Raw genomic sequence first — 20,455 nt, 5'->3', positions numbered from 1 at the left:
TTAGCTGTGGCGGATAAATACAGCTAGCTAGAAAGTTAATAAAGTATTCACGCTATATTGATATCGTTATTGATACATAAGGGACTATTTATGCAAAATAAATTACTGAGCCTAGTGGCAAAAACGGCTACCAAAAGTAAAAATCAATTATTTAGTGCTGTACAGCCAGCACGTTATTTAAAAGGCTTGAATAAGCAGCAGGTTGGTCATGGCAAAACAGTTTTAATCACCGGTGCCAGCTCAGGATTGGGCGAGGGCATGGCAAAATTGTTTGCTAAGCTTGGATATAATCTTGCTATTTGTGCAAGGCGTGCCGAACGCTTAGAGAGCCTTCAGTCAGAGCTGATGGCACAATACCCTGATATTCGTATTGAGTATCGCGTGCTAGATGTCAGCGATTATGACTCAATTTTTGAAGTTTTTGATGCTTTCGCCACTGATTTTGGTCATATTGATCGTGTCGTTGTCAATGCGGGTGTTGGCGATAGTCGTCGTATTGGTAAAGGGCGCTTTGATACCAACCGCCGTACGGTTGAGATCAACTTTATATCAGCGCTAGCGCAGTGTGAAGCGGCGATGAATATCTTTCGTGCACAAAACAGCGGTCATCTGGTGGTGATATCAAGTATGTCAGCGATGCGCGGACTACCTAAGCACTTAACTGCCTATGGTGCGAGTAAAGCGGGCTTGGCTCATTTGGCAGAAGGCATTCGTGCTGATATGCTATTAACCAAATTGCCTATTCAAGTTTCTACTATCTACCCCGGTTATATCCGTACTGAAATCAATACCAATGCTAAACCGTTACCGTTCGAAGTTGATGCAGATACGGGCACTAAAGCCATCGTTGCAGCCATTGAAGCTGGTGTAGAAGAAGCTTGCGTACCAAGCCTACCATGGTCAATTGTGGGTCAGGCAATGAAGTATCTACCATTACAAATAGTGAATAGAGTGAGCTAGTAACAGTTGCTTTGATATTTATGTGAGAAATAATAAAGCTCTAGAAATAAAAAAGCCCTCTACATTTGATGTAGAGGGCTTTTTTATTTCTAGAGCTTTGACTTCTAATTACTACAGGGTTTGAGGGTTGTCTGACATATGTTTCTCACGCAGTTTTTGGCGTAATACTTTGCCGACATTACTCTTTGGCAGCTCAGTAACGAACTCAATATGACGCGGACATTTATAACCAGTCAAATTCTCTAACGCAAATTCTTTAATATCGCTCTTGGTAACATTGTTGTCAGTAGGAATGATATAGATTTTAACGGCTTCACCTTGATGCTCATCAGGGATGCCAATGACTGCACAATCAAGAATACCCTTATAATCAAACATGACAGATTCTATTTCGTTCGGGAAAACGTTAAATCCTGACACCAAAATCATATCTTTTTTACGGTCAAGTAAGGTGATATAGCCTCTGTCATCCATGCTGATAATATCACCAGTACGGAAATAACCATCTTTAGTAAAGTCATCGGTATTGTCTTTATTAAAGTATCCTGAGGTAATATTTGGTCCTTTGATACACATCTCGCCGGACTGATTGAAACCTACAGGCTCACCATTATCATCGACCACGATAACATCGACACTCGGTACAGGAATGCCAATGGTGCCATTAAACTTCCGATCAGTAATGACGTTGGCAGTACCGGCCGCAACCCCTTCCGTCATCCCCCAACCTTCAACCATTGGACAACCTGTAGTCTCAAGCCAGCGCTTTGCTGTTTGCTCAGTGGCCGCCATACCGCCTGCCTGCGAGATGCGTAATGAGCTAAAATCTAAGTTTTTAAAGTTCGGATTATCGAGTAGCCCTTTAAATAACGTATTAACGGCAGGGAAAATATGGAACGGCTGTTTTGATAAAGTTTTGATAAACCCTGGTATATCACGTGGATTGGGTACCAGAATAAAGGTATAACCTGAGCGCATGCCCAGCAGGCTTAGCATAAAGGCGAAAATATGATACAGCGGTAACGCCATAACCATATTGATATAGACCTCATTAATCTCTGAGGTAATAGGCCGTGTCCATGCTTCTGACTGCATGGCAGCTGCTGCGATATTACGTTGAGTTAAAATGGTTCCTTTTGATAGTCCCGTTGTACCACCGGTATATTGTAAAAAGGCTGTTTGATCCAAAGACAATTTTGGCTTTTGGAAGGGAAGGTTTTTGCCTTTTTTAAGCACATCAGGGAATTTGGTGACGTCGTATTTAGGATCATTAAGATTGTACTTAGGGACTAAGCGTTTAACTTGACGAATAATAGTATTTACTAGAATACCTTTTAGACCCATCATATCACCCATTTTTGATAGGACAATACGCTTGATATGAGTCTCTTCAATGACTTGCTCAAGTGCTTGGGCAAAGTTATCGACCACAAAAATTACTTTAGCGCCTGAATCATTTAGTTGATGACGAAGCTCGCGACCAGTATATAGAGGATTGATAGGGGTGCATACATAGCCTGCGCGCAAAATACCAATCATCGTTGGTAAGTATTGCGGTACGTTTGGCATCATGAGTGCAACCACACTGCCTTGAGGTAGTCCTTGCGCCTGTAGCCATGCAGCAACCGCGAGGGATGCTCTATCCATATCATCATAAGTATGAGTGACGCCCATACAAATACTCATTGGATGCATACGGAAGCGATCAAAGCACTCTTCGTATAGCTCCATGATGCTGCTATATCTATCTGGATTGATAGTTTTAGGTACACTAGTAGGATAATTCGCAAGCCAAGGTTTATTTGGCATCATAGTCAGCGTCCTTGAAATTTAATATAGGTTAAGTTTTTGTAGCTAAGCAGCCAGATCCGTGTCAATAAGAAGAACAGCGCTGACATAAAATAATTATCGCTGATTCTGATAATATCCTTATCTATTGACGGACTACTAAGTTTCGGTGCGGTTATTTACGTTGATTAATGATAAAAGGCTGAGAGTCTAATGAATAAACAGTCTAATCTTAGATGAATATACTGAACTAAAGTGTTTTACCAGTTATCTATAACTAAAGTATAATCTATCTAATATAAAATGATACATTTAAGCAATACAATAGCATGAATCTAGGTAAAGTCACTATTAGCATGCGAATACTGCTCAGTCCATACAATATAGCTGTAGATGAATATATCTAGTCTTTAATAAAATAAAACCAGCGACCATCATGGCAGGCTAAACTGTTATGTATCATGAAAGAAGATTGTTAGTGCAATTACTCATCATTATGTAGTGCTAGCACTTGCTGAATAGCATCGTGTAATTCTTGTGGCACACGAATAGGGCGCATTGGTGCGATATTATTAACGTCAGCATCAGACTTATTATTAGAGATGGTGTCTGTTGTTAGCTGGTTTTGTACGCAGGCCACGACGATTTTAGTCTTGCTTAATAAAGTGGCGCTCGCCTTATTGTTGCCAGAAAACTCATTCTTAGGTTGCTGACGATAAATACTTTGATAAAATATAATGCTGGCGGCTTTTAGCTCAACTTTATCGATACGCACAGTGATAACGTCATCTAATAAAATGGCGCGTTTATATTGCAAGTCTGCTTGGCTGACGACAAAATGCTGAATATTACCGTCATCGCTCTGCAAAAAATAACCATTTAGGCCCAGCTTAGTAAACCAGTCACGGCGGCAGTTTTCAAAGAATACTAGATGATTGGCATGGTAGACTATGCCACCAGCATCAGTGTGATTGATATAAATATTATAATTAGTGGCAAATAGCGGCGTGGTCGCGCTACTTGGTTTTGATACTGCGTGTATATTTTTAATAGTAACGGCTGTCATAATAATGCTCAATAGATTTTTTTGATAAAGCGGCTAAATAAAGTGGCTGGATAAACATCGTTTAATAAAAAATACGGTATACGGTAGTGAGGATAATAAGCGAGCGATACCGCATAGGTAACCACTAAGCAGCCACTAGGTAGCCACGCTGAATAGCTACTCTAACTCAAGATATAAAGGGGCGCAACAGATAGAGTTGTCTATGTCTGTTATCATAAACCTCTGTGCTCTGCCGTATTTCACATATTCATATCAGCACTTATTTATAGCAGCACTGTTTCATAACAACATTTATTCAGAGAAGCATTTATTTATAAAAGCACTGTGATTTTATTTATTAGTATAGGATAATTTATGACCCGTTTTGTTTGCTTTAATATTAATGGTATCCGCGCCCGTCAACATCAGCTTGAGGCGGTAAGAGATATCATCGATCCTGATGTCATGGGTTTACAAGAAACCAAGGTGCATGATGAACAGTTTCCTCTTGAAAATGTTGAAAGTTTGGGTTATCACGTCGAGTATTTTGGACAAAAAGCCCATTACGGTGTGGCATTGTTATCTAAAGTCGCCCCTATTTTTGTACAAAAAGGCTTTCCAGGTGAAGATGCTGAGGCGCAAAAACGCTTTATTCATGCGCGTTATGAGTTTGACGGACGGGAGATTGATGTGCTCAATGGCTATTTCCCACAAGGAGAGAGCCAAGACCATCCGACCAAATTTCCGATGAAACGCGCTTATTATGCAGATTTAATGGCGTATATCGACACTTTAAAAGCGGAAGGACGCTCACTTGTTATCATGGGTGATATGAACATTGCACCAGAAGATATCGATATTGGCATTGGTGAAGTCAATGCCAAGCGCTGGCTGAAAAATAGAAAAACCTCTTTTTTACCAGAAGAGCGTGAGTGGTATGCGGCGTTGATGTCGCGTGAGCTGACCGATACCTATCGTCTGCATTATCCAGAAAGTACGGAATTGTACAGCTGGTTTGATTACCGCAGTCGTGGTTTTGATGATGACCCTAAACGCGGACTGCGTATCGATCATATTTTATGTACGCCTGATTTGGTCAGTCAATGTGTCGATGCTGGTATCAGCTACGAGCTGCGCGCTATGGAAAAACCGTCTGATCATGCGCCTATTTGGACGGCATTTGACTTAACTAAAGTATAATAAAGACGGTTTTATAACCAACTTTATTACTCATAAAAAATATATAAGTATTGAAGAATAAGGATTTGACTATGGCGGTTGGCAATATTGCAGTACCTGAGACGATTTATCCCATTAATGGTATTAAATTAAGCGCCACCGCAGCAGGCGTACGCTATAAAGATCGTGATGATCTGGTGATCATTGAAATCGCTGCTGACTCAACGGCTGCTATTGTGACGACTAAAAATGCATTTTGTGCCGCTCCTGTGCGTGTATTACGTGAGCACTTTGCTAAAGCGGCACCTCGTTATTTGGTAACCAACACTGGTAACGCTAATGCGGGTACTGGCGCTGATGGCAAACGTCGTGCGACAGATATCTGTGCTGCATTGGCTGCTAAAGCTGGCGTGGATACCTATGCTGTGTTGCCGTTTTCGACTGGGGTGATAGGTGAGCCGCTAAACAGTGACGCCATTATCGCTGGACTAGACAACGCATTAGCCAATTTAGCGCCTAATAATTGGCTTGCAGCAGCGAATGGTATTCGTACGACGGATACGATTCCAAAGCTCGCCAGTAAAAAGATCGATATTGCTGGCAGTAGTTATCATATTACTGGCATGTCAAAAGGCTCAGGCATGATCCGCCCCAATATGGCAACGATGCTCGGCTATGTGGCAACTGACGCCAATATTGCCGCTGATCTATTACAAGAGATGCTTAGCACCATTAATGAGCAGTCTTTTAATCGCATTACTGTTGACGGTGATACCTCAACCAATGACTGCTGTGTACTGATAGCAACGGGCGCTGCCAGCTCAGATATGATTGATAGCCCAGAGCATCCACATTACCAATCGATATTTGAGGCTTTGACTGAAGTTTTTGTTCGTCTAGCACAATTGATTGTACGTGATGGTGAAGGCGCTACAAAATTTATGACCGTAAAAGTTACGGGTGGTAAAACCACGCAAGAATGCTGTGATGTCGCGTATGCCGTTGCGCATTCACCTTTGGTTAAAACAGCGTTTTTTGCCAGTGATGCCAACTGGGGTCGTATATTAGCAGCCGTTGGTTATGCTGGAATTGAAGACCTCGATACCGAGCAAGTCGATGTCTATTTAGACGAGGTTATGATTTGTCAAAATGGTGAAGCTGCACCGAGCTATACAGAACAGGCGGGCAAGAACGTGATGAGTCGTCCGGAGATTACCATTCATATCAATTTAGCACGTGGTGATGCTAGTGATACGGTTTACACCTGCGATTTGTCTTATGATTATGTCAAAATAAATGCTGACTATCGTAGTTAGGTATCCTCTCTAAGTTCACGTAAAAAACGCTCAGAATCGCTATGATCCTGAGCGTTTTTATTTTATCTTCCATATCAAGGTGTGGTTTGAAATCACACTATCTAAAATTATGCTATTTAAGTTACTAATAAAGACCATTGATTGATACCAGTTGCAAAAGCTGACGTTAAGTTACAAAGTAGTTATAGAGCGTTAGTTACTTTGCAACCTATACTAATTGCAGTAAACAATAAACGGTACTTCAGACAGGCTACTTATTTTATTTCGGTAAGTATGGATTTTATTGAGATTGATGTCTTGCTTGCGATGAGCAGCGGTATCGTTATAAATGCCTACTATATTTTGAGCCCCGACAACAGATTAAAAAACAGATTAAAAAGAGCTCAAAAAAGGTAATAATTAATATTAATACACTGAGGATTGAATAATGAAAAAACTAGCAATTGCAGCATTGATGACGACTTTTGTTTTATCGGGTTGTTCGACTATGGGTATGAATAATGAACGTACCATGGTAGTAGAAGGTGAAGCTATGGATGTTAAAGTTGTCAGCATTCCAAGTTTTAAGATAGAAATAGCGCCACTTAAAGCGGTATGCGAGCTTCAAGCTTCTAATGGTACGATGGTTGAATCAGAGTGCCTACAGTATCGTCAAACTTATCAGAAAAACTACACACCTTTGAACGGTAATATCCAAGGCTTCACTTATGAGCCAAATTACCGCTATGTTCTAGATGTTCGTCAAGAAGTGGTCATGAATGAACTAACTAACGTCGCTAAGCCAGTTTGGATTCTAAATGAAGTTGTGTCAAAGAAAGCCGAATAATTATTAATTGATTACTGATTAATTGCATTTAGCGTAAACAAAAAGACCTCTAATTCGTTAGAGGTCTTTTTTATGGAATGAATTTTTGTAAAATTGATATCGACAAAGGCTATATCAACAAAAACTGTATTAGCACTGGCTATATTTTACACTGACACCTTGAGTAGCGGTAGGTATACGGTTGTCGGCATAAACTGCCAGTCCACCACGTGAGGTTTCTTTATATTTATCCAGCATATCTGCGCCCGTTACTTTCATGGTTTCGATGACTTTATCTAAAGAAACAAAGTGTTGTCCGTTACCACGGCAAGCAAGTCGTGCTGCATTGACGGCTTTGACAGCGCCCATCGCATTGCGCTCGATACAGGGTACTTGTACCAAGCCGCCCACAGGATCGCAGGTAAGGCCTAAATTGTGCTCAATACCAATCTCGGCAGCATTGAGGCATTTAGCAGGATCGCCACCTAATATTTCTGCCAATGCAGAAGCTGCCATCGCGCAAGCAGAGCCAACTTCTCCTTGGCAACCAACTTCAGCGCCAGAAATAGAGGCATTTTGTTTGATAAGACTACCGATAGCAGTGGCATTTAACAAAAATTTGCGCGCGCCATCTATGCTGTAACTTGATAAAAAGTCGCGATAATAATGCATGACGGCAGGAATGATGCCTGCCGCACCATTGGTGGGTGCGGTCACGACATTACCGCCATTGGCATTTTCTTCATTGACTGCCAAGGCATATAAATCAATCCAATCCATTGCAACCAGTTTGTCATTTTTTGCTATCGGCTGATCTTTTTCAGCACACAGTTGCAAATATAATGCTTGAGCACGGCGCTTCACATCTAAACCACCGGGTAATATGCCACTGTTTTGGCAGCCTCGCGTCACGCAATCTTGCATCGAATCCCAAATAGAATCTAAATAAGCAAATACTTCTGATTGCTCACGATAATGAAGCTCGTTCGCCAATACCAAATCGCTGACACTTAAGCGATGCTGACGGCATTGCTCAAGTAGCTCTGCGGCGCTATTGAACGGGTAAGGGATAACATCAATCGTTGGCGTGGCATGATCTTCATCCGGATTGGTCGCATCTTCTTCATTGATAACAAAACCACCGCCAACAGAATAGTAGGTTTGCTGATAATGGCTGCCGTCTGCTAATAGCACACGGATAGTCATGGCGTTAGGATGGTAGGGTAGGACGGTATCACCATACCAGTGAATGTCACGCTCAGTATCGAAGGCAATCAGATGCTCGCCTGCCATATTGAGCTGCTTATCTGAAAAAATCGGTGATAGATATTGACTGGTCAAACGCGTATCGATGGTACTGGGAGCATGCCCAAGTAAGCCTAGTAATATAGCCGTATCGGTTGCATGGCCTTTACCTGTCGCCGCTAGGGAGCCGTATAGCTCAATCTCTAGTGCTTTTATATTGGTTACATCAGTTTGCTTAAGTAATGACTCTAAAAACAAGTTAGCCGCTACCATTGGACCGACAGTATGAGAGCTTGAGGGGCCAATGCCGATTTTAAATAAATCAAATACACTAATCATAATACATTACCAAAAAAGTGAGGTGGAGTCAGCTTAACCGCATAGCAAAACTATCGCGCCTACATAGAAGTATGATAGGCAACAGAAGATTACAGGCACCGTTAATCGGTGAGTTTAGAGCGTCGTCTATGGAAATGTTTAAACGTGGTAGTTCGAGTGACGGGTGAATAATAGCTGTTGTTTATTATTAAATTCCGTTATGATGCTCGGCATCAACGCTTATGTAACATCCTGTAAGTTAACCGTCGCTGTAGAATACAGTAAGGTGCGAGCGGCCGAAGCGGTGAATTTAGTAGAACATATCTCGCCCGATACATCTAGCAAAATATGGCTGTTTTATAAAATAAAGCATGTTATCTGCCTTTCTCCAAACAAGTGAGTGGATATAGTAGAAGCTTTTAAAAAGGCGTATCAATATACGCTGCTTTCTTGCTATTTGTCATCGCTAAGTTGTAGGCACAGATGATAGTTTATAAGTTATATATATTCCAGCTATAGTGAATACACTTTAAAAAGAATACAGCGTTGCTGGAATGAATTTTTCGAAGCCTCTGGAGTGCAAAGCGCACAGCAAGCGAGGAAATTTTATACCAGCAACGCACTAATTATTTTTATTACATAAGCAGCTGTCTATTATAATATGCTTTATTGACAATAACCATTATTACAAATATAGCTATTTATCATCTCTTTATTTATCCTAGCTATTACTAGCCTGTTATTATTAGCTTAGGCCTCATAGGACATTCGCGCATGGCAAACCCTCCAGAGAACTCATCTCAATCAGAGAAAAACAGTCAAGCAGAATCTTTGTCTCCAACAGCGTTAGACGCTGCGGGTATCGATTCAGCTACGATGAGCTTACCGTATGATCCGGACTTTGAAAATGGCCGCTGGTTCCCTACATGGCGACCATTCAAAGGTGATTTAGACCGCACGCCAGTCGGTATCAATGAGTATTTGCCACCATCAAAAAGTATGTTGCTTGGTGTACAACATACCTTTGCCATGTTTGGCTCGACAGTACTTGCGCCTTTATTAATGGGTTTTGATCCTAATTTAGCTATTTTGATGTCCGGTATTTGTACGGTGATGTTTTTTATCATCACTGGTGGGCGTATGCCAAGTTACTTGGGCTCAAGCTTTGCTTTTATCGGTCCAGTTATCGCAGTGACTGCTTATGCAGGTGTCGGGTTTAACGATAATTTGAATGTCGCTTTGGGCGGTATCATGGCATGCGGTATTATTTATGCTTTGATAGGCTTATTGGTGATGAAAACCGGTACAGGATGGATTGAGCGTCTGATGCCACCTATTGTTACCGGCGCCATTGTAATGATTATTGGTCTTAATTTAGCGCCAGTGACCATTCAAGGGGTATCCGCCAATCAGTTTGATGCGTGGATGGCTGCGTTAACGGTATTATTAATCAGCGGTGTGGCTGTCTTTACGCGCGGTATGCTACGTCGTCTCTTGTTGCTGGTTGGCTTGATATTATCTTATGTCGCTTATTATGTAATGACCAATATTATGGGCTTTGGTAGTCCCATTGATTTTAGTGGCGTGTCTACCGCTTCATGGTTTGGTCTGCCAAGTACTCATGCGCCAAAATTTGAGATGAGTGCCATTATCTTAATTGCGCCGGTGGCATTTATTTTGGTTGCCGAAAACTTAGGTCATTTTAAAGCGGTCGAAGGTATGACAAAAGCTCGCGTGACGCCTTATATGGGGCGTGCATTCTTTGCTGATGGCTTGGCAACGACGTTTTCAGCGGGCTTTGGTGGGACAGGTGTGACCACTTATGCTGAAAATATCGGCGTCATGGCAGTGACTAAAGTCTATAGTACGACTATCTTTGTCATCGCGGGATTAGTCGCTATCATGCTTGGATTGTCACCGAAATTTGGTGCAATTATTCAAACCATTCCACCCGCATTATTAGGTGGCGCTTCTATCGTCGTATTTGGTTTGATTGCGATTGCTGGTGCAAAAATTTGGATAGACAGTCATATCGACTTTAGTAAAAACAGCAATCTAATCATTGCTGCTGTGACAGTCATTATGGGGACCGGTAACTTTAGCTTGCATTTAGGTGGCTTTGATTTGGGCGGTATTGGTACCGCTACTTTGACGGCTATTGTGTTGAATGCTTTATTTAATCGTCAAAAAGATTAATTGTTTAGCCATCTTAAGCTTAAAATAAATTAATACATTAATCAATAAAAGCCACAATGATTATTGTGGCTTTTATTGATTACGCCTTTTATTTATAAAAATTGTTATTTACTGTGATCTTTACTTATAATCCCGCTTATAAAATCGTGCAAAAAACCGATAACGTCTTAGGGCGCGAGGCTTAGGTTTTAGTGAACCCAAATAGATGGCAAACATAGTCAGTAGCGCGCCACTCCATTGTAAGGTGTTGATAGACTTACCCAGCCAGCTGTAGTCAATCACCAATGCAGCAATGGGTTCAGTCAATAATAGCAGCCCAGTCAATGCCAAAGATAGCTTGGGAATAGAGTAAGCGATAAGACCCCAGGCTAAGCACTGCATTACCGTCCCATAAATCAATATCCAGCCAATCTCAGACCAAGTATTGGGTAGAATATTACCCATATCAAAGACGAACATTGGCACAATCATCGCCAGTACGCCGCCGATACTCACCAGTTGCATCAATACAAATATCGGTGTTGGTTCAGTATCGTGCGTTTTGCGTATAAAAGTCATCGACGCGGCAAGCATCGCCCCTGATATAATACCAGTGACAAACCCCCAAGTAGCAGCCTTGTTTTGCGCAAACTCAGGACTCCCTATCATCGCCACACCTAACATCGCTAAAAACAAACTGATGAGCTGTAAGATAGATTGACGCTCGTTAAAATATAAAAAACCGATGGCCGCTAAAAAGAAAATCTGTAAACTGTTGAGTAAGGTTGAAATACCGGGACCAACCGCATAGATGCTCTCGTGCCATAAAGCTAAATCCAAACCTAAAAATACGCCGGATAATAAACCATAAACGATAGCCCGCTTTGACTGCGGTAAACGTTGCCCCATCATTTTAGCCAGTATCGTAAAGATAATACCTGATATAGCAAGGCGCCAAAAAGCCATTGCCCAACCGCCAATAGCGACATGAGCTACAATCAAGCTACCCAAGCCAAAGATAATACAACCAATGACCAAGCCAGTTGCGGCGGAGCGTGAAGAGGCAATAGCCATGGATGATCCTTATATCAATACCGTTTTATTTTTTAAATCGTCGCGTGCTAAAGAAGTCGCTAAAATGAACCACATTGTCGATGTTTTGAGCTTAAATTGGAATGGTTCAGCATTATTTATTTTATGATGACAGTGCGTAGAGCTATGGTCGATCCAATTTAAAAACCATAGTGTGCTACTGGTATGAGTTTTTTGTAGCCTCTTTCACACTTGTGAACAGCAAATAAGAAATTTTTTGTGCAGTAGCAAGTAGCACTACGCTATGATAGATGTCCCTTTGCTATTTTAAACAGACTATATATAAGCGAGTCACATCCTTACAGGAATGGCATTGGCGCAAACGCTGCTATTTGTTACTCTGTTTGCCAATTATATTGTGAAATATCATCATCTTAAAAGATTGATACTCCTAAAAACACTTAAATACTTAAATACTTGCTACTACTTTTAGCTTAGGTTTGCTTATGCTTCGACGTTCCTTATCAAAACGACAAATATCATTAATATCAACATCTGGATTGCACCCACAAATGATGCGGTACTCTCTTATTACTAGCGCTTTAGTAACGGCGCTATTTGCCGTGCCAAGCGCCCAAGCAGCCAGCTGTAAAATACCAAAAAGCTATTATAAAAATGTCTCTTGCACGGCGAGTAGGGGTTATTTTTTGGCAGTAAAAGACTTTGGTGCACCGGTAGCGCTCATCAATAGCCAAGGTAAGAGTCTCGTTGATTTATCGCGCTATCAAAAAGTTGATGCTGATAAAATATCTAGCGGTCTATTGCCGGTCATGCGAAATGGACATGTCGGTTATCTCAATATGCAAGGTCGTGAAGTGATTCCTGTGATGTACGATGCGCTAAGTGGCGGTCAAGGCTGGGCGCGCGCCGTATCTGAGGGTCGTATTGTAGTTAAACAGGGTGGTCATTATGGCGTTATTGACACCGCTAATAAGACTATAGTGCCGTTTTCAGCATCCATTAGTGATATTGATAATTACCGTGGCGGTATGGCTCGTGTGCGCAAAAATAAAGCGATCAGCTGGTTGGATAAAAGTGGCAACACTAAGAACGACCCAAACAGCAGTGCTAATACTCAGTCGCCTTCGAAAAAACAACCTGCTAAGAATGTCAATAACGCCAATGCTTCAGAGCAGCGACCAGCGCCAGCAAGTCGTTTTACCACGCTACAGCCGCATCAACAAGACGGTAGATGGGGCTTTATTGACGATAACAATGTCGCTATGATTACCTATTCGTTTGATGAGGCACGTGCATTTTCAGAAGGCTTGGCTGGCGTACGTATCAATGGAGAATGGGGTTTTATCAATCTGGGCGGCGAGCTTGTGATTCCTTTTGGTTTTGACAATTTTAATAATTCTGATAATAAGAGCCTCAGTCTTGATAGCAGCTATAAAGACAAACCGTCATTTGTATTTATAGAGGACAAGGCTTGGATTGGCAGCTTAGAAAACGGTAATAAAATGTGTATTGATAAAGCAGGCGCTGCTGTTGGTTGTGACTAGACTTTAAGAGCAAGCTTAAGTTTCAGTATAAAAAATAATCAGAAAAATTAGCAACAAAAAAGAGTGATAATCCTATGAGTCATCGATAGGTTTGTCACTCTTTTTTTATAATTAGCTATTCAGCCAATAAGTTCAGACTGTAAAAAACTATTTGTCTAATAAGTGATTGCTAATCAAATCTACCATGTAAGGCTGATAATATTCAGGGATATCGTGAGCCATGCCTTCGATTAAATGAAATCTGGCATTAGGGATGGTCTTGGCAACTACCCGTCCTTGTGAGGAAGGCAGCAGACCGTCTGCGCTACCATGCAGCACGATCGTCGGTGCTTTGACTTGCTTGCTGAATCGGCTGATAGAGCCTGACGCTAAAATAGCATTCAGCTGTTGTACTGTACCAAGCGGATGAAAGTTACGTTGATAGCGTAGCTTGGCAATGTCACGCACCATTCGTACGTTTACATGTCCTGGCGTACCGACGGTCTTCATAAACCAGACACTATGACGTACAATATCGCGCTCAGAATGGCTCTCAGGACGATTAATCAGCGTGTATAACTGTTTGGGCTTGGGCGGCTTTAAAAAGGCACGATTGGTGGTGGTAAACATCAACGCCATCCGCTGTATTAAACTTGGATAACGCGCCGCCACGATCTGCGCAATCATACCGCCCATAGAGGCGCCAAGTAGATGTGTTTTGCCAAGCTGTAATGCTTTGATTAAACGCGCTGTATCTTCTGCCATATCGGTTAAATTATAAGCAACTTGTGTACCCTTATTAGATAACCCAGTTTGCAGACGCATCATCATTTTTAGCTGACTGATACGGGGTAGACCGTCAATCTGTACCTTAGAGGACAAACCAATATCACGATTGTCAAAACGAATCACAAAAAAACCGGCATCAATAAGGCGCTTAATGAAGTTGTTTGGCCAAAATATCATTTGCGAGCCAAGTCCCATAATCATCAGTAATGGTGGGTTATTAGGGTTACCACCAGCCTCAACGCACAGCTCGATGCCATCACCAATATCTATCATTGCTTGATGAAGATGCTCGCTAAGATCTGAGGCGCGCCATTGGTGTTCGCCAAATTGTTGCCATTCAGGAGTAGGGTAGCTGCCTAGACTTTTCCCTGACGTTTCAGGCAAGTTAGCGCTATTGTTGATGTCGTTTGATTCTGTCATGAACTGTCCTATTTAAAAGGTCGTTGGCTTAAAATTCAAGCATCTCAAAATCAAGCTTGCCAACGCCGCATTCTGGGCATGTCCAATCATCAGGGATATCTTCCCATTTTGTGCCCGGTGCAATACCTTCTTCAGGACAGCCGAGTTCTTCGTCATATATCCAGCCGCAGACAATACATTCATAACGTTTCATAAATAGTCCTATCGATTATTACCAGTGTTACCGTACATTTTTAAGTTGATATTAACTACACATCAAGAATGATTACCGTCAATATGTAGACCGTAAAAACGCAAGTAGTTTAGCATATAACCGTCATTTTCATAGTTAAGTTTACACTTGTATATTGAGATTAATCAGCATTTATCAAGTCACTATGCCTGATTTTATTTACTTAAGCAGTGGTGTTTTTGCCCATCTCAGCGCAATATTAAAGCCGCTTATGATATAATTGCCGCCGCTAATTTTACAAATTCATACGTCGTTGATCATTGTTATATCACCATCTAAGTCATACAAGCTAAGGGTTATTATGAGCGCTAACACCGCCGTTACATCAGCTAATACCGCAACCGAGTCATCTAATACACTCAATATCGATCATCCATTTTGGCAAATCATTCGCACAGTAGCAGACTTCCCGAAAGTCGGCATTGATTTTTATGATATTACACCGTTACTGCGCAGTCATATTAATGAAGTGATTGATGCGCTGCTTACTGCACTGCCTGAAGGCGTAATGGACGAGGTAGATTGTTTGGGTGCGGTTGAAGCGCGTGGGTTTGTGTTTGCAAGTTTGCTGGCGGGTCGATTGGGTAAAGGTATGATTTTGCTACGTAAACCCGGTAAGCTGCCACCACCGGTCGCTAATAAAGCTTATGCCCTCGAGTACGGTAAAGACACGCTTGAGATGCAAAACAATCTGCCACCTGAGCGCGTCTTATTGGTCGATGATATATTAGCTACTGGCGGCACGCTTACCACCGCTTATGAGTTGTGTAAGTCAGCCGGGCATACAGTAGTGGGTGCTTTGGTATTACTGGATTTGGTCGCTTTACACGGTGAATTTCCAGTGCCGGTTTATACGGTATTAAAGGCTTAGAAAGCTGAGTGTATAAAGTGAGTTTTACAGTATAAGAAAAAGCGCACTGAACTCATTCAGCGCGCTTTTTTATGTCAGTTAATTTTAAACCGTTTACTTAGCTTGCTCGTAATTTTTACAAGACTGTTCTACTAGCAGACGACTAATCGTTTTTGGCGTAGTGACTTTGAAGTCTTTGGTGGTCAGTATTGGCTGTTCTGATTGCCAAGATTTTATAACCTTGTCATCAGCGGCATAGTTAACGTAAGCGCGCCTATAGTAGCTGGCGTCTTTACAAGAGATGAGCCATTGCTGATCGCTATGATGAATATCCGCTTCTTTACTTTCTTTCGTTACGCCTTTAGCTATGTTTTTAGTAACACTTTTTTGTGTAGGATACGTTCTACGAATAGATACGGTGATATTTTCGACACTTTTTTCATCGATGATATTAATATCGGAGCTTTCAATAGAGTCCAAATCTAAGCTAAAAGTAGATCCAGTCTGACTTTCTGATACTTTTGACCAGTTTACTGCATGAGCACTAAGCGCAAGCGTACTACCTGCTAATATCACTGCTAGCCGTTTCATAATTCAGCCTTGCTTGTGTAATTTAAAGACGCTCATAATAGCCAAATTAATAATAGCAGGCAAATTTCTTTTATTTCCTGCTACTCACACTGATAGAAAATCGTCGATATTAATTATCGCTTATATTGATTAACGCTCAAGCTAGTTATGCGCTCAGATCAACACTTGATTTATTAAGTCTAGTCACGCATAGTCGCTAACATCGCCGCCAGCTCATCACGCGCACCAATAAAGCCATCAATACCCTTTGGTAATAAGTCTTGAGTAACTGTATCTTGCTGATAGGCTGTACTGAATTCTTCCGAGGTCAAGCTCACTCGAGTCATATCTGCCAAATCCATTGACATACTTGGCGATAGTTGACGCGTCACCTCGACATCCATTGCTGCCAGCTCGTCGATGAGGTTTGGTGCTATGGTCAATAAATCGCAACCTGCTAATGCTAGTATCTGCTCAGTCGAACGAAAGCTTGCGCCCATCACTTGAGTGTTGTAACCATGCTGTTTGTAGTATTGATAAATAAGTTTAACAGATTGCACACCCATATCATCAGAAGCCGGCACATTTTGACGGTTTTGCTGGCGTTTTTGCCAATCTAAAATACGTCCAACAAAAGGTGAAATCAAGGTTACGCCTGCATCAGCACAGGCGATAGCTTGATGCTGACCGAATAACAATGTCAAATTACAGTGAATATTCTGAGTTTCCAGATAACGTGCCGCTTCAATGCCTTGCCACGTCGCTGCCATCTTAATCAGGACGCGCTCTGAATCGATACCGGCTTTTTGATAAGCTTCCATAAACTCCAAAGCTTTATCAATCGTCGCTTGTGTGTCATAAGACAAACGTGCATCGACTTCCGTTGAGACGCGACCTTCAATCAAGGCTAGAATATCGCAACCAATCTGAATGGTCAGCTCATCAATCACGGCATCGATGTCATCTCGATGGCGACTCATGGCTTCTGAGAGCATCGCTTCATTATCAGGATTAATAAGTGCTTTGGTTATTAGGCTAGGATTGGTGGTGGCATCGATAGGTTTTAGGCGAGCAATGGCGGCAAGGTCGCCGGTATCAGCGACAATGGTGGTCATGGTGCGAAGCTGTTGTAATGCGCTCATCAGATATCCTTGGTATAGTCAATTAACGGTGTTATTTTCTTATTAATGGTTGTACTAGTACATAAACTTATGAGTACCATTAAACTGTAACATAGATTTGAACGTATGTTACCTGATAGTTTGAATGTGCTTAGCCCTTATATTATATAACTGTGCTAAGATTTATAGCAATTTGCAGGTTTACACTCATTTACGAATGGGCACTGTCCGTAGTTTTTGCTATAGTAGAGCCGGTCAGCTGTCTAGCTAGGCATTTACTAATTAATATATGGTTATCACAACACTCTGCTGGTATAAATTTTTCTCGCTTGCTGTGCGCTTCGCCAGACAGAGGCTTCAAAAAATTCATACCAGCAATACTGTATTCTGTTTAAAGTGAATCGACTATATAATAGTTAATGACGTGACTGTATCATTGAAGTGTTTTCTAAAAGAAGCTTTTTAAAAGAGGTTTCCTAAAAAACCCAATGATGATACGTTAAATGTCACTTAGTACTAAATATCTAGTATTAAATATCAAAAGTATTTAAGTGTTTTTTTAAATCAAATATTAAATATTAATACAGTAGTTTTCAAAAAATAGTCATACTTAACAGTGATGAAATCTAAAAAAAGGATGGGCGGTAATGAGTGAGCAGTCACCAGAGCAAAACGTGGACAATCTAAATCAAACCAGCGTAGGCGCTAGCGATACCGCAAACGAAAAAGAGTTTTTGGACAATATTCGCCAAAATATTGATGCAGTAGACTGCGAAATTCAGACACTGATTAATAACCGTGCCAAGCTGGCTCAGCAAGTGGCAGCGGTAAAGAAAAACCACATTGCCAACAACCCGACTGCCGATAATAGCAATCCCATCTTTTATCGCCCTGAGCGTGAAGCGCAAGTGCTAAAAGCTGTGATGGCTCGCAATACCGGACCAATCGCCGATGAAAAAATGGCGCGCCTGTTCCGTGAGATCATGTCGGTATGCCTTGATTTAGAAGCGCCGCAACGTATTGCTTTCTTGGGTCCAGTCGGTACCTTTACTCATGCCGCTGCATTAAAACACTTTGGTAAAGCTGCCGATACCGTACCAATGACGACCATTACCGATGTATTCCGTGAAGTGGAAGCGGGCACAGCTATGTATGGTGTGGTGCCAGTTGAAAACTCATCAGAAGGCGTGGTCAATCACACTTTAGATGGCTTTTTATCTTCGACGCTAAAAATTATCGGCGAAGTTGAGCTGCCGATCCATCAAAATTTCTTGGTCGCCGAACATACTAAAATCGATGGTCTAAGCCGTATTTATTCGCATCAGCAGTCATTAGCACAATGTCGTCATTGGCTCGATGTGAACTTTCCTAATGTTGAGCGTGTTGCCGTATCCAGCAACGGTGAAGCAGCGCGTCGCTTGAAAAACGAGTGGCATTCGGCGGCGATAGCTGGAGATGTGGCTGCTGCAGAATATGATTTACACAAGCTTTACTCAAATATTGAAGACAATCCAAGCAATACCACGCGATTCTTAATCATTGGTCACGAAGCGGTCGCGCCATCAGGCCAAGATAAAACCTCGATTATGGTCTCAGCTCATGACAAAGCCGGTGCGCTTATCGAAATCTTAAAACCATTATCGTATCATGGCGTATCTATGACCAGTATTGAAACGCGTCCAGAGCGTCCTAATAAGTGGGCTTACGTCTTCTTTATCGATATGGATGGGCATATTCAAGACCCAAATGTTAGTGCTGCGATCGCTGATATCCGCCCATTGGTCAAAGACTTACGTATACTAGGTTCTTATCCAAAAGCCGTATTATAGCGATAACAAGATAACAAGCAGCGGTCATTACTCAGTCAAGCGTCTTCGCCAATAATAGATGCGTTATCACATCTAAGGATAAACCATGCAGTCTACCCAATCGACAGAGTCCAATTTATCACCGCTAGTGCCTGCCTATGACAGTATTTTAGAGTTGGCACCTTATCAAACAGGAAAGCCGGTTGAAGAGTTGACGCGTGAGTATGGCGTCTCAGATGTGGTAAGGCTTGCCAGTAATGAGAACCCGATAGGCTGCTCACCGCAAGTCACGCTAGCGATTACTGAGCAGTTGGGTCAGCTGGCACGTTATCCTGACGGCAATGGCTATTATCTGAAGCAAGCATTGGCTGATTTTAACGATGTTAATGTTAATCAAATCACCTTAGGTAATGGTTCTAATGATTTGCTTGATATCTTGGCGCGTAGTTTTGCCGGTGTTGATGATGCGATTGTTTATAGCCAGTATGCCTTTATCATTTATCCGATGTTGGCTAAAATGCAAGGTGCTATGGGCATTGAGGTAGCTGCTAATCGGTTTGGTCATGACCTAAAAGCCATGAGCCAAGCGGTTCATGATAATCCTGATGCTAAGATAGTGTTTATCGCCAATCCTAATAACCCAACCGGTACGCAGCTTGAACATAAAGAGCTGCATGAATTTATGGTTAGTATACCAAGCTCAGTATTGGTAGTATTGGATGAAGCTTATATCGAATATAGTCCTGAGAGTAATAATCGGGCGCTGTTAGATGAATTTGACAATGTAGTCATCGTCCGCACCTTTTCTAAAGCCTATGGACTCGCCGGTCTGCGTGTTGGTTATGCGCTAAGCTCAGTTCCAGTAGCAGAGTTGCTCAATCGAATTCGTCAGCCATTTAACGTCAGCAGAGTGGCTCTAGCCGCTGCCGCTGCCGCACTTGCTGATCAAGATTTTATTGAAAAAGTTAGGTCAACTAACCAAGGGCAAATGCGCTGGTTAGAGAAACAGTTTGATGCGTTAGGCTTGGGCTTCATTAAATCACATGCCAACTTTGTTATGGTAGAAATAGAAGTTGAGATGGAGGACGTAACGGCTGCTGTGATTTACCAATCGTTATTAGAGCAAGGCGTTATAGTGCGTCCGCTGGATGCTTATGGCTTACCTAACTGGTTAAGGATTACCGTTGGGGTCGCAGAAGACAATACACGCCTTATTGATACGCTGCGTTCTATATTGACTGATGATTAAGATTGATTG

Annotated in this window: 18 protein-coding genes; 10 read left to right on the top strand and 8 right to left on the bottom strand. The window is 41.8% G+C overall.

Annotation, left to right across the window (positions count from 1 at the left end; genetic code table 11):
* Positions 1–90 precede the first annotated feature (90 nt).
* Positions 91–960 carry an SDR family oxidoreductase gene (locus DABAL43B_RS08165; RefSeq protein ID WP_079691902.1) on the top strand — a complete coding sequence of 290 codons (870 nt, stop codon included), beginning with the start codon at positions 91–93 and terminating at the stop codon, positions 958–960.
* 111 nt (positions 961–1,071) lie between these two features.
* Here the strand turns inward: DABAL43B_RS08165 and DABAL43B_RS08160 are convergent, their stop codons facing one another.
* Together DABAL43B_RS08160 and DABAL43B_RS08155 are read right to left on the bottom strand one after the other, a co-directional pair.
* Positions 1,072–2,772 (bottom strand): AMP-binding protein, encoded by a 1,701-nt coding sequence (locus DABAL43B_RS08160; protein ID WP_079691901.1) that lies wholly within the window; start codon positions 2,770–2,772, stop codon positions 1,072–1,074.
* A gap of 460 nt (positions 2,773–3,232) precedes the next feature.
* A complete protein-coding gene (locus DABAL43B_RS08155) occupies positions 3,233–3,814 on the bottom strand; it encodes a thioesterase family protein (RefSeq protein WP_079691900.1) in 582 nt (193 codons plus the stop codon).
* 354 nt (positions 3,815–4,168) lie between these two features.
* Here DABAL43B_RS08155 and xthA point away from each other — a divergent pair, with 354 nt between their 5' ends.
* From xthA to DABAL43B_RS08135, 3 genes are all read left to right on the top strand, one after another.
* Positions 4,169–4,993, top strand: coding sequence for an exodeoxyribonuclease III (xthA, locus tag DABAL43B_RS08150; protein ID WP_079691899.1), 825 nt, complete (start codon positions 4,169–4,171; stop codon positions 4,991–4,993).
* A 71-nt stretch (positions 4,994–5,064) separates the two neighbouring features.
* The gene (argJ, locus tag DABAL43B_RS08145) at positions 5,065–6,288 is read left to right on the top strand and encodes a bifunctional glutamate N-acetyltransferase/amino-acid acetyltransferase ArgJ (protein WP_079691898.1); all 1,224 of its coding nucleotides are present in this window, start codon (positions 5,065–5,067) and stop codon (positions 6,286–6,288) included.
* A gap of 427 nt (positions 6,289–6,715) precedes the next feature.
* Entirely contained in the window at positions 6,716–7,114 is a 399-nt protein-coding gene (locus DABAL43B_RS08135) for a DUF4377 domain-containing protein (protein ID WP_079691896.1), read from the top strand.
* A gap of 129 nt (positions 7,115–7,243) precedes the next feature.
* On the opposite strand, the gene DABAL43B_RS08130 is transcribed toward DABAL43B_RS08135, so the two are convergent.
* Positions 7,244–8,677: an L-serine ammonia-lyase gene (locus DABAL43B_RS08130; RefSeq protein WP_079691895.1), complete on the bottom strand. Its 1,434-nt coding sequence runs from the start codon at positions 8,675–8,677 to the stop codon at positions 7,244–7,246.
* A gap of 753 nt (positions 8,678–9,430) precedes the next feature.
* On the opposite strand from DABAL43B_RS08130, the gene DABAL43B_RS08125 reads away from it, so the two are divergent.
* A complete protein-coding gene (locus DABAL43B_RS08125) occupies positions 9,431–10,852 on the top strand; it encodes a solute carrier family 23 protein (RefSeq protein ID WP_079691894.1) in 1,422 nt (473 codons plus the stop codon).
* 120 nt (positions 10,853–10,972) lie between these two features.
* Here DABAL43B_RS08125 and DABAL43B_RS08120 read toward each other — a convergent pair whose 3' ends face one another.
* Positions 10,973–11,905: a DMT family transporter gene (locus DABAL43B_RS08120; RefSeq protein WP_079691893.1), complete on the bottom strand. Its 933-nt coding sequence runs from the start codon at positions 11,903–11,905 to the stop codon at positions 10,973–10,975.
* Here DABAL43B_RS08120 and DABAL43B_RS14515 point away from each other — a divergent pair.
* Together DABAL43B_RS14515 and DABAL43B_RS08115 are read left to right on the top strand one after the other, a co-directional pair.
* Positions 11,904–12,032, top strand: a complete 129-nt coding sequence (locus DABAL43B_RS14515; protein ID WP_264753811.1) for a hypothetical protein — start codon at positions 11,904–11,906, stop codon at positions 12,030–12,032. The genes DABAL43B_RS08120 and DABAL43B_RS14515 overlap by 2 nt on opposite strands.
* 403 nt (positions 12,033–12,435) lie before the next feature.
* On the top strand, positions 12,436–13,428 hold the full coding sequence (locus tag DABAL43B_RS08115; protein ID WP_227516661.1) for a WG repeat-containing protein: 993 nt from the start codon (positions 12,436–12,438) through the stop codon (positions 13,426–13,428).
* A gap of 147 nt (positions 13,429–13,575) precedes the next feature.
* On the opposite strand, the gene DABAL43B_RS08110 is transcribed toward DABAL43B_RS08115, so the two are convergent.
* Together DABAL43B_RS08110 and DABAL43B_RS08105 are read right to left on the bottom strand one after the other, a co-directional pair.
* Positions 13,576–14,616 (bottom strand): alpha/beta fold hydrolase, encoded by a 1,041-nt coding sequence (locus DABAL43B_RS08110; protein ID WP_079691891.1) that lies wholly within the window; start codon positions 14,614–14,616, stop codon positions 13,576–13,578.
* A 28-nt stretch (positions 14,617–14,644) separates the two neighbouring features.
* The gene (locus DABAL43B_RS08105; RefSeq protein WP_068406924.1) at positions 14,645–14,809 is read right to left on the bottom strand and encodes a rubredoxin; all 165 of its coding nucleotides are present in this window, start codon (positions 14,807–14,809) and stop codon (positions 14,645–14,647) included.
* A gap of 340 nt (positions 14,810–15,149) precedes the next feature.
* Between DABAL43B_RS08105 and DABAL43B_RS08100 the strand changes: the two genes are divergently transcribed.
* Positions 15,150–15,719, top strand: coding sequence for an adenine phosphoribosyltransferase (locus tag DABAL43B_RS08100; RefSeq protein WP_079691890.1), 570 nt, complete (start codon positions 15,150–15,152; stop codon positions 15,717–15,719).
* A 93-nt stretch (positions 15,720–15,812) separates the two neighbouring features.
* Here DABAL43B_RS08100 and DABAL43B_RS08095 read toward each other — a convergent pair whose 3' ends face one another.
* On the bottom strand, positions 15,813–16,289 hold the full coding sequence (locus DABAL43B_RS08095; RefSeq protein ID WP_079691889.1) for a hypothetical protein: 477 nt from the start codon (positions 16,287–16,289) through the stop codon (positions 15,813–15,815).
* Between the two features lie 179 nt (positions 16,290–16,468).
* A complete protein-coding gene (locus DABAL43B_RS08090) occupies positions 16,469–17,410 on the bottom strand; it encodes a transaldolase (RefSeq protein WP_079691888.1) in 942 nt (313 codons plus the stop codon).
* Positions 17,411–18,036: 626 nt separating this feature from the next.
* Between DABAL43B_RS08090 and pheA the strand changes: the two genes are divergently transcribed.
* Positions 18,037–19,218, top strand: coding sequence for a prephenate dehydratase (gene pheA / locus DABAL43B_RS08085; RefSeq protein WP_079691887.1), 1,182 nt, complete (start codon positions 18,037–18,039; stop codon positions 19,216–19,218).
* An 85-nt stretch (positions 19,219–19,303) separates the two neighbouring features.
* Entirely contained in the window at positions 19,304–20,446 is a 1,143-nt protein-coding gene (hisC, locus tag DABAL43B_RS08080; protein WP_079691886.1) for a histidinol-phosphate transaminase, read from the top strand.
* Positions 20,447–20,455: the final 9 nt, after the last annotated feature.

Source organism: Psychrobacter sp. DAB_AL43B (assembly GCF_900168255.1).
GTDB lineage: Bacteria > Pseudomonadota > Gammaproteobacteria > Pseudomonadales > Moraxellaceae > Psychrobacter.
This window is presented reverse-complemented; position numbering and strand designations above follow the sequence as displayed.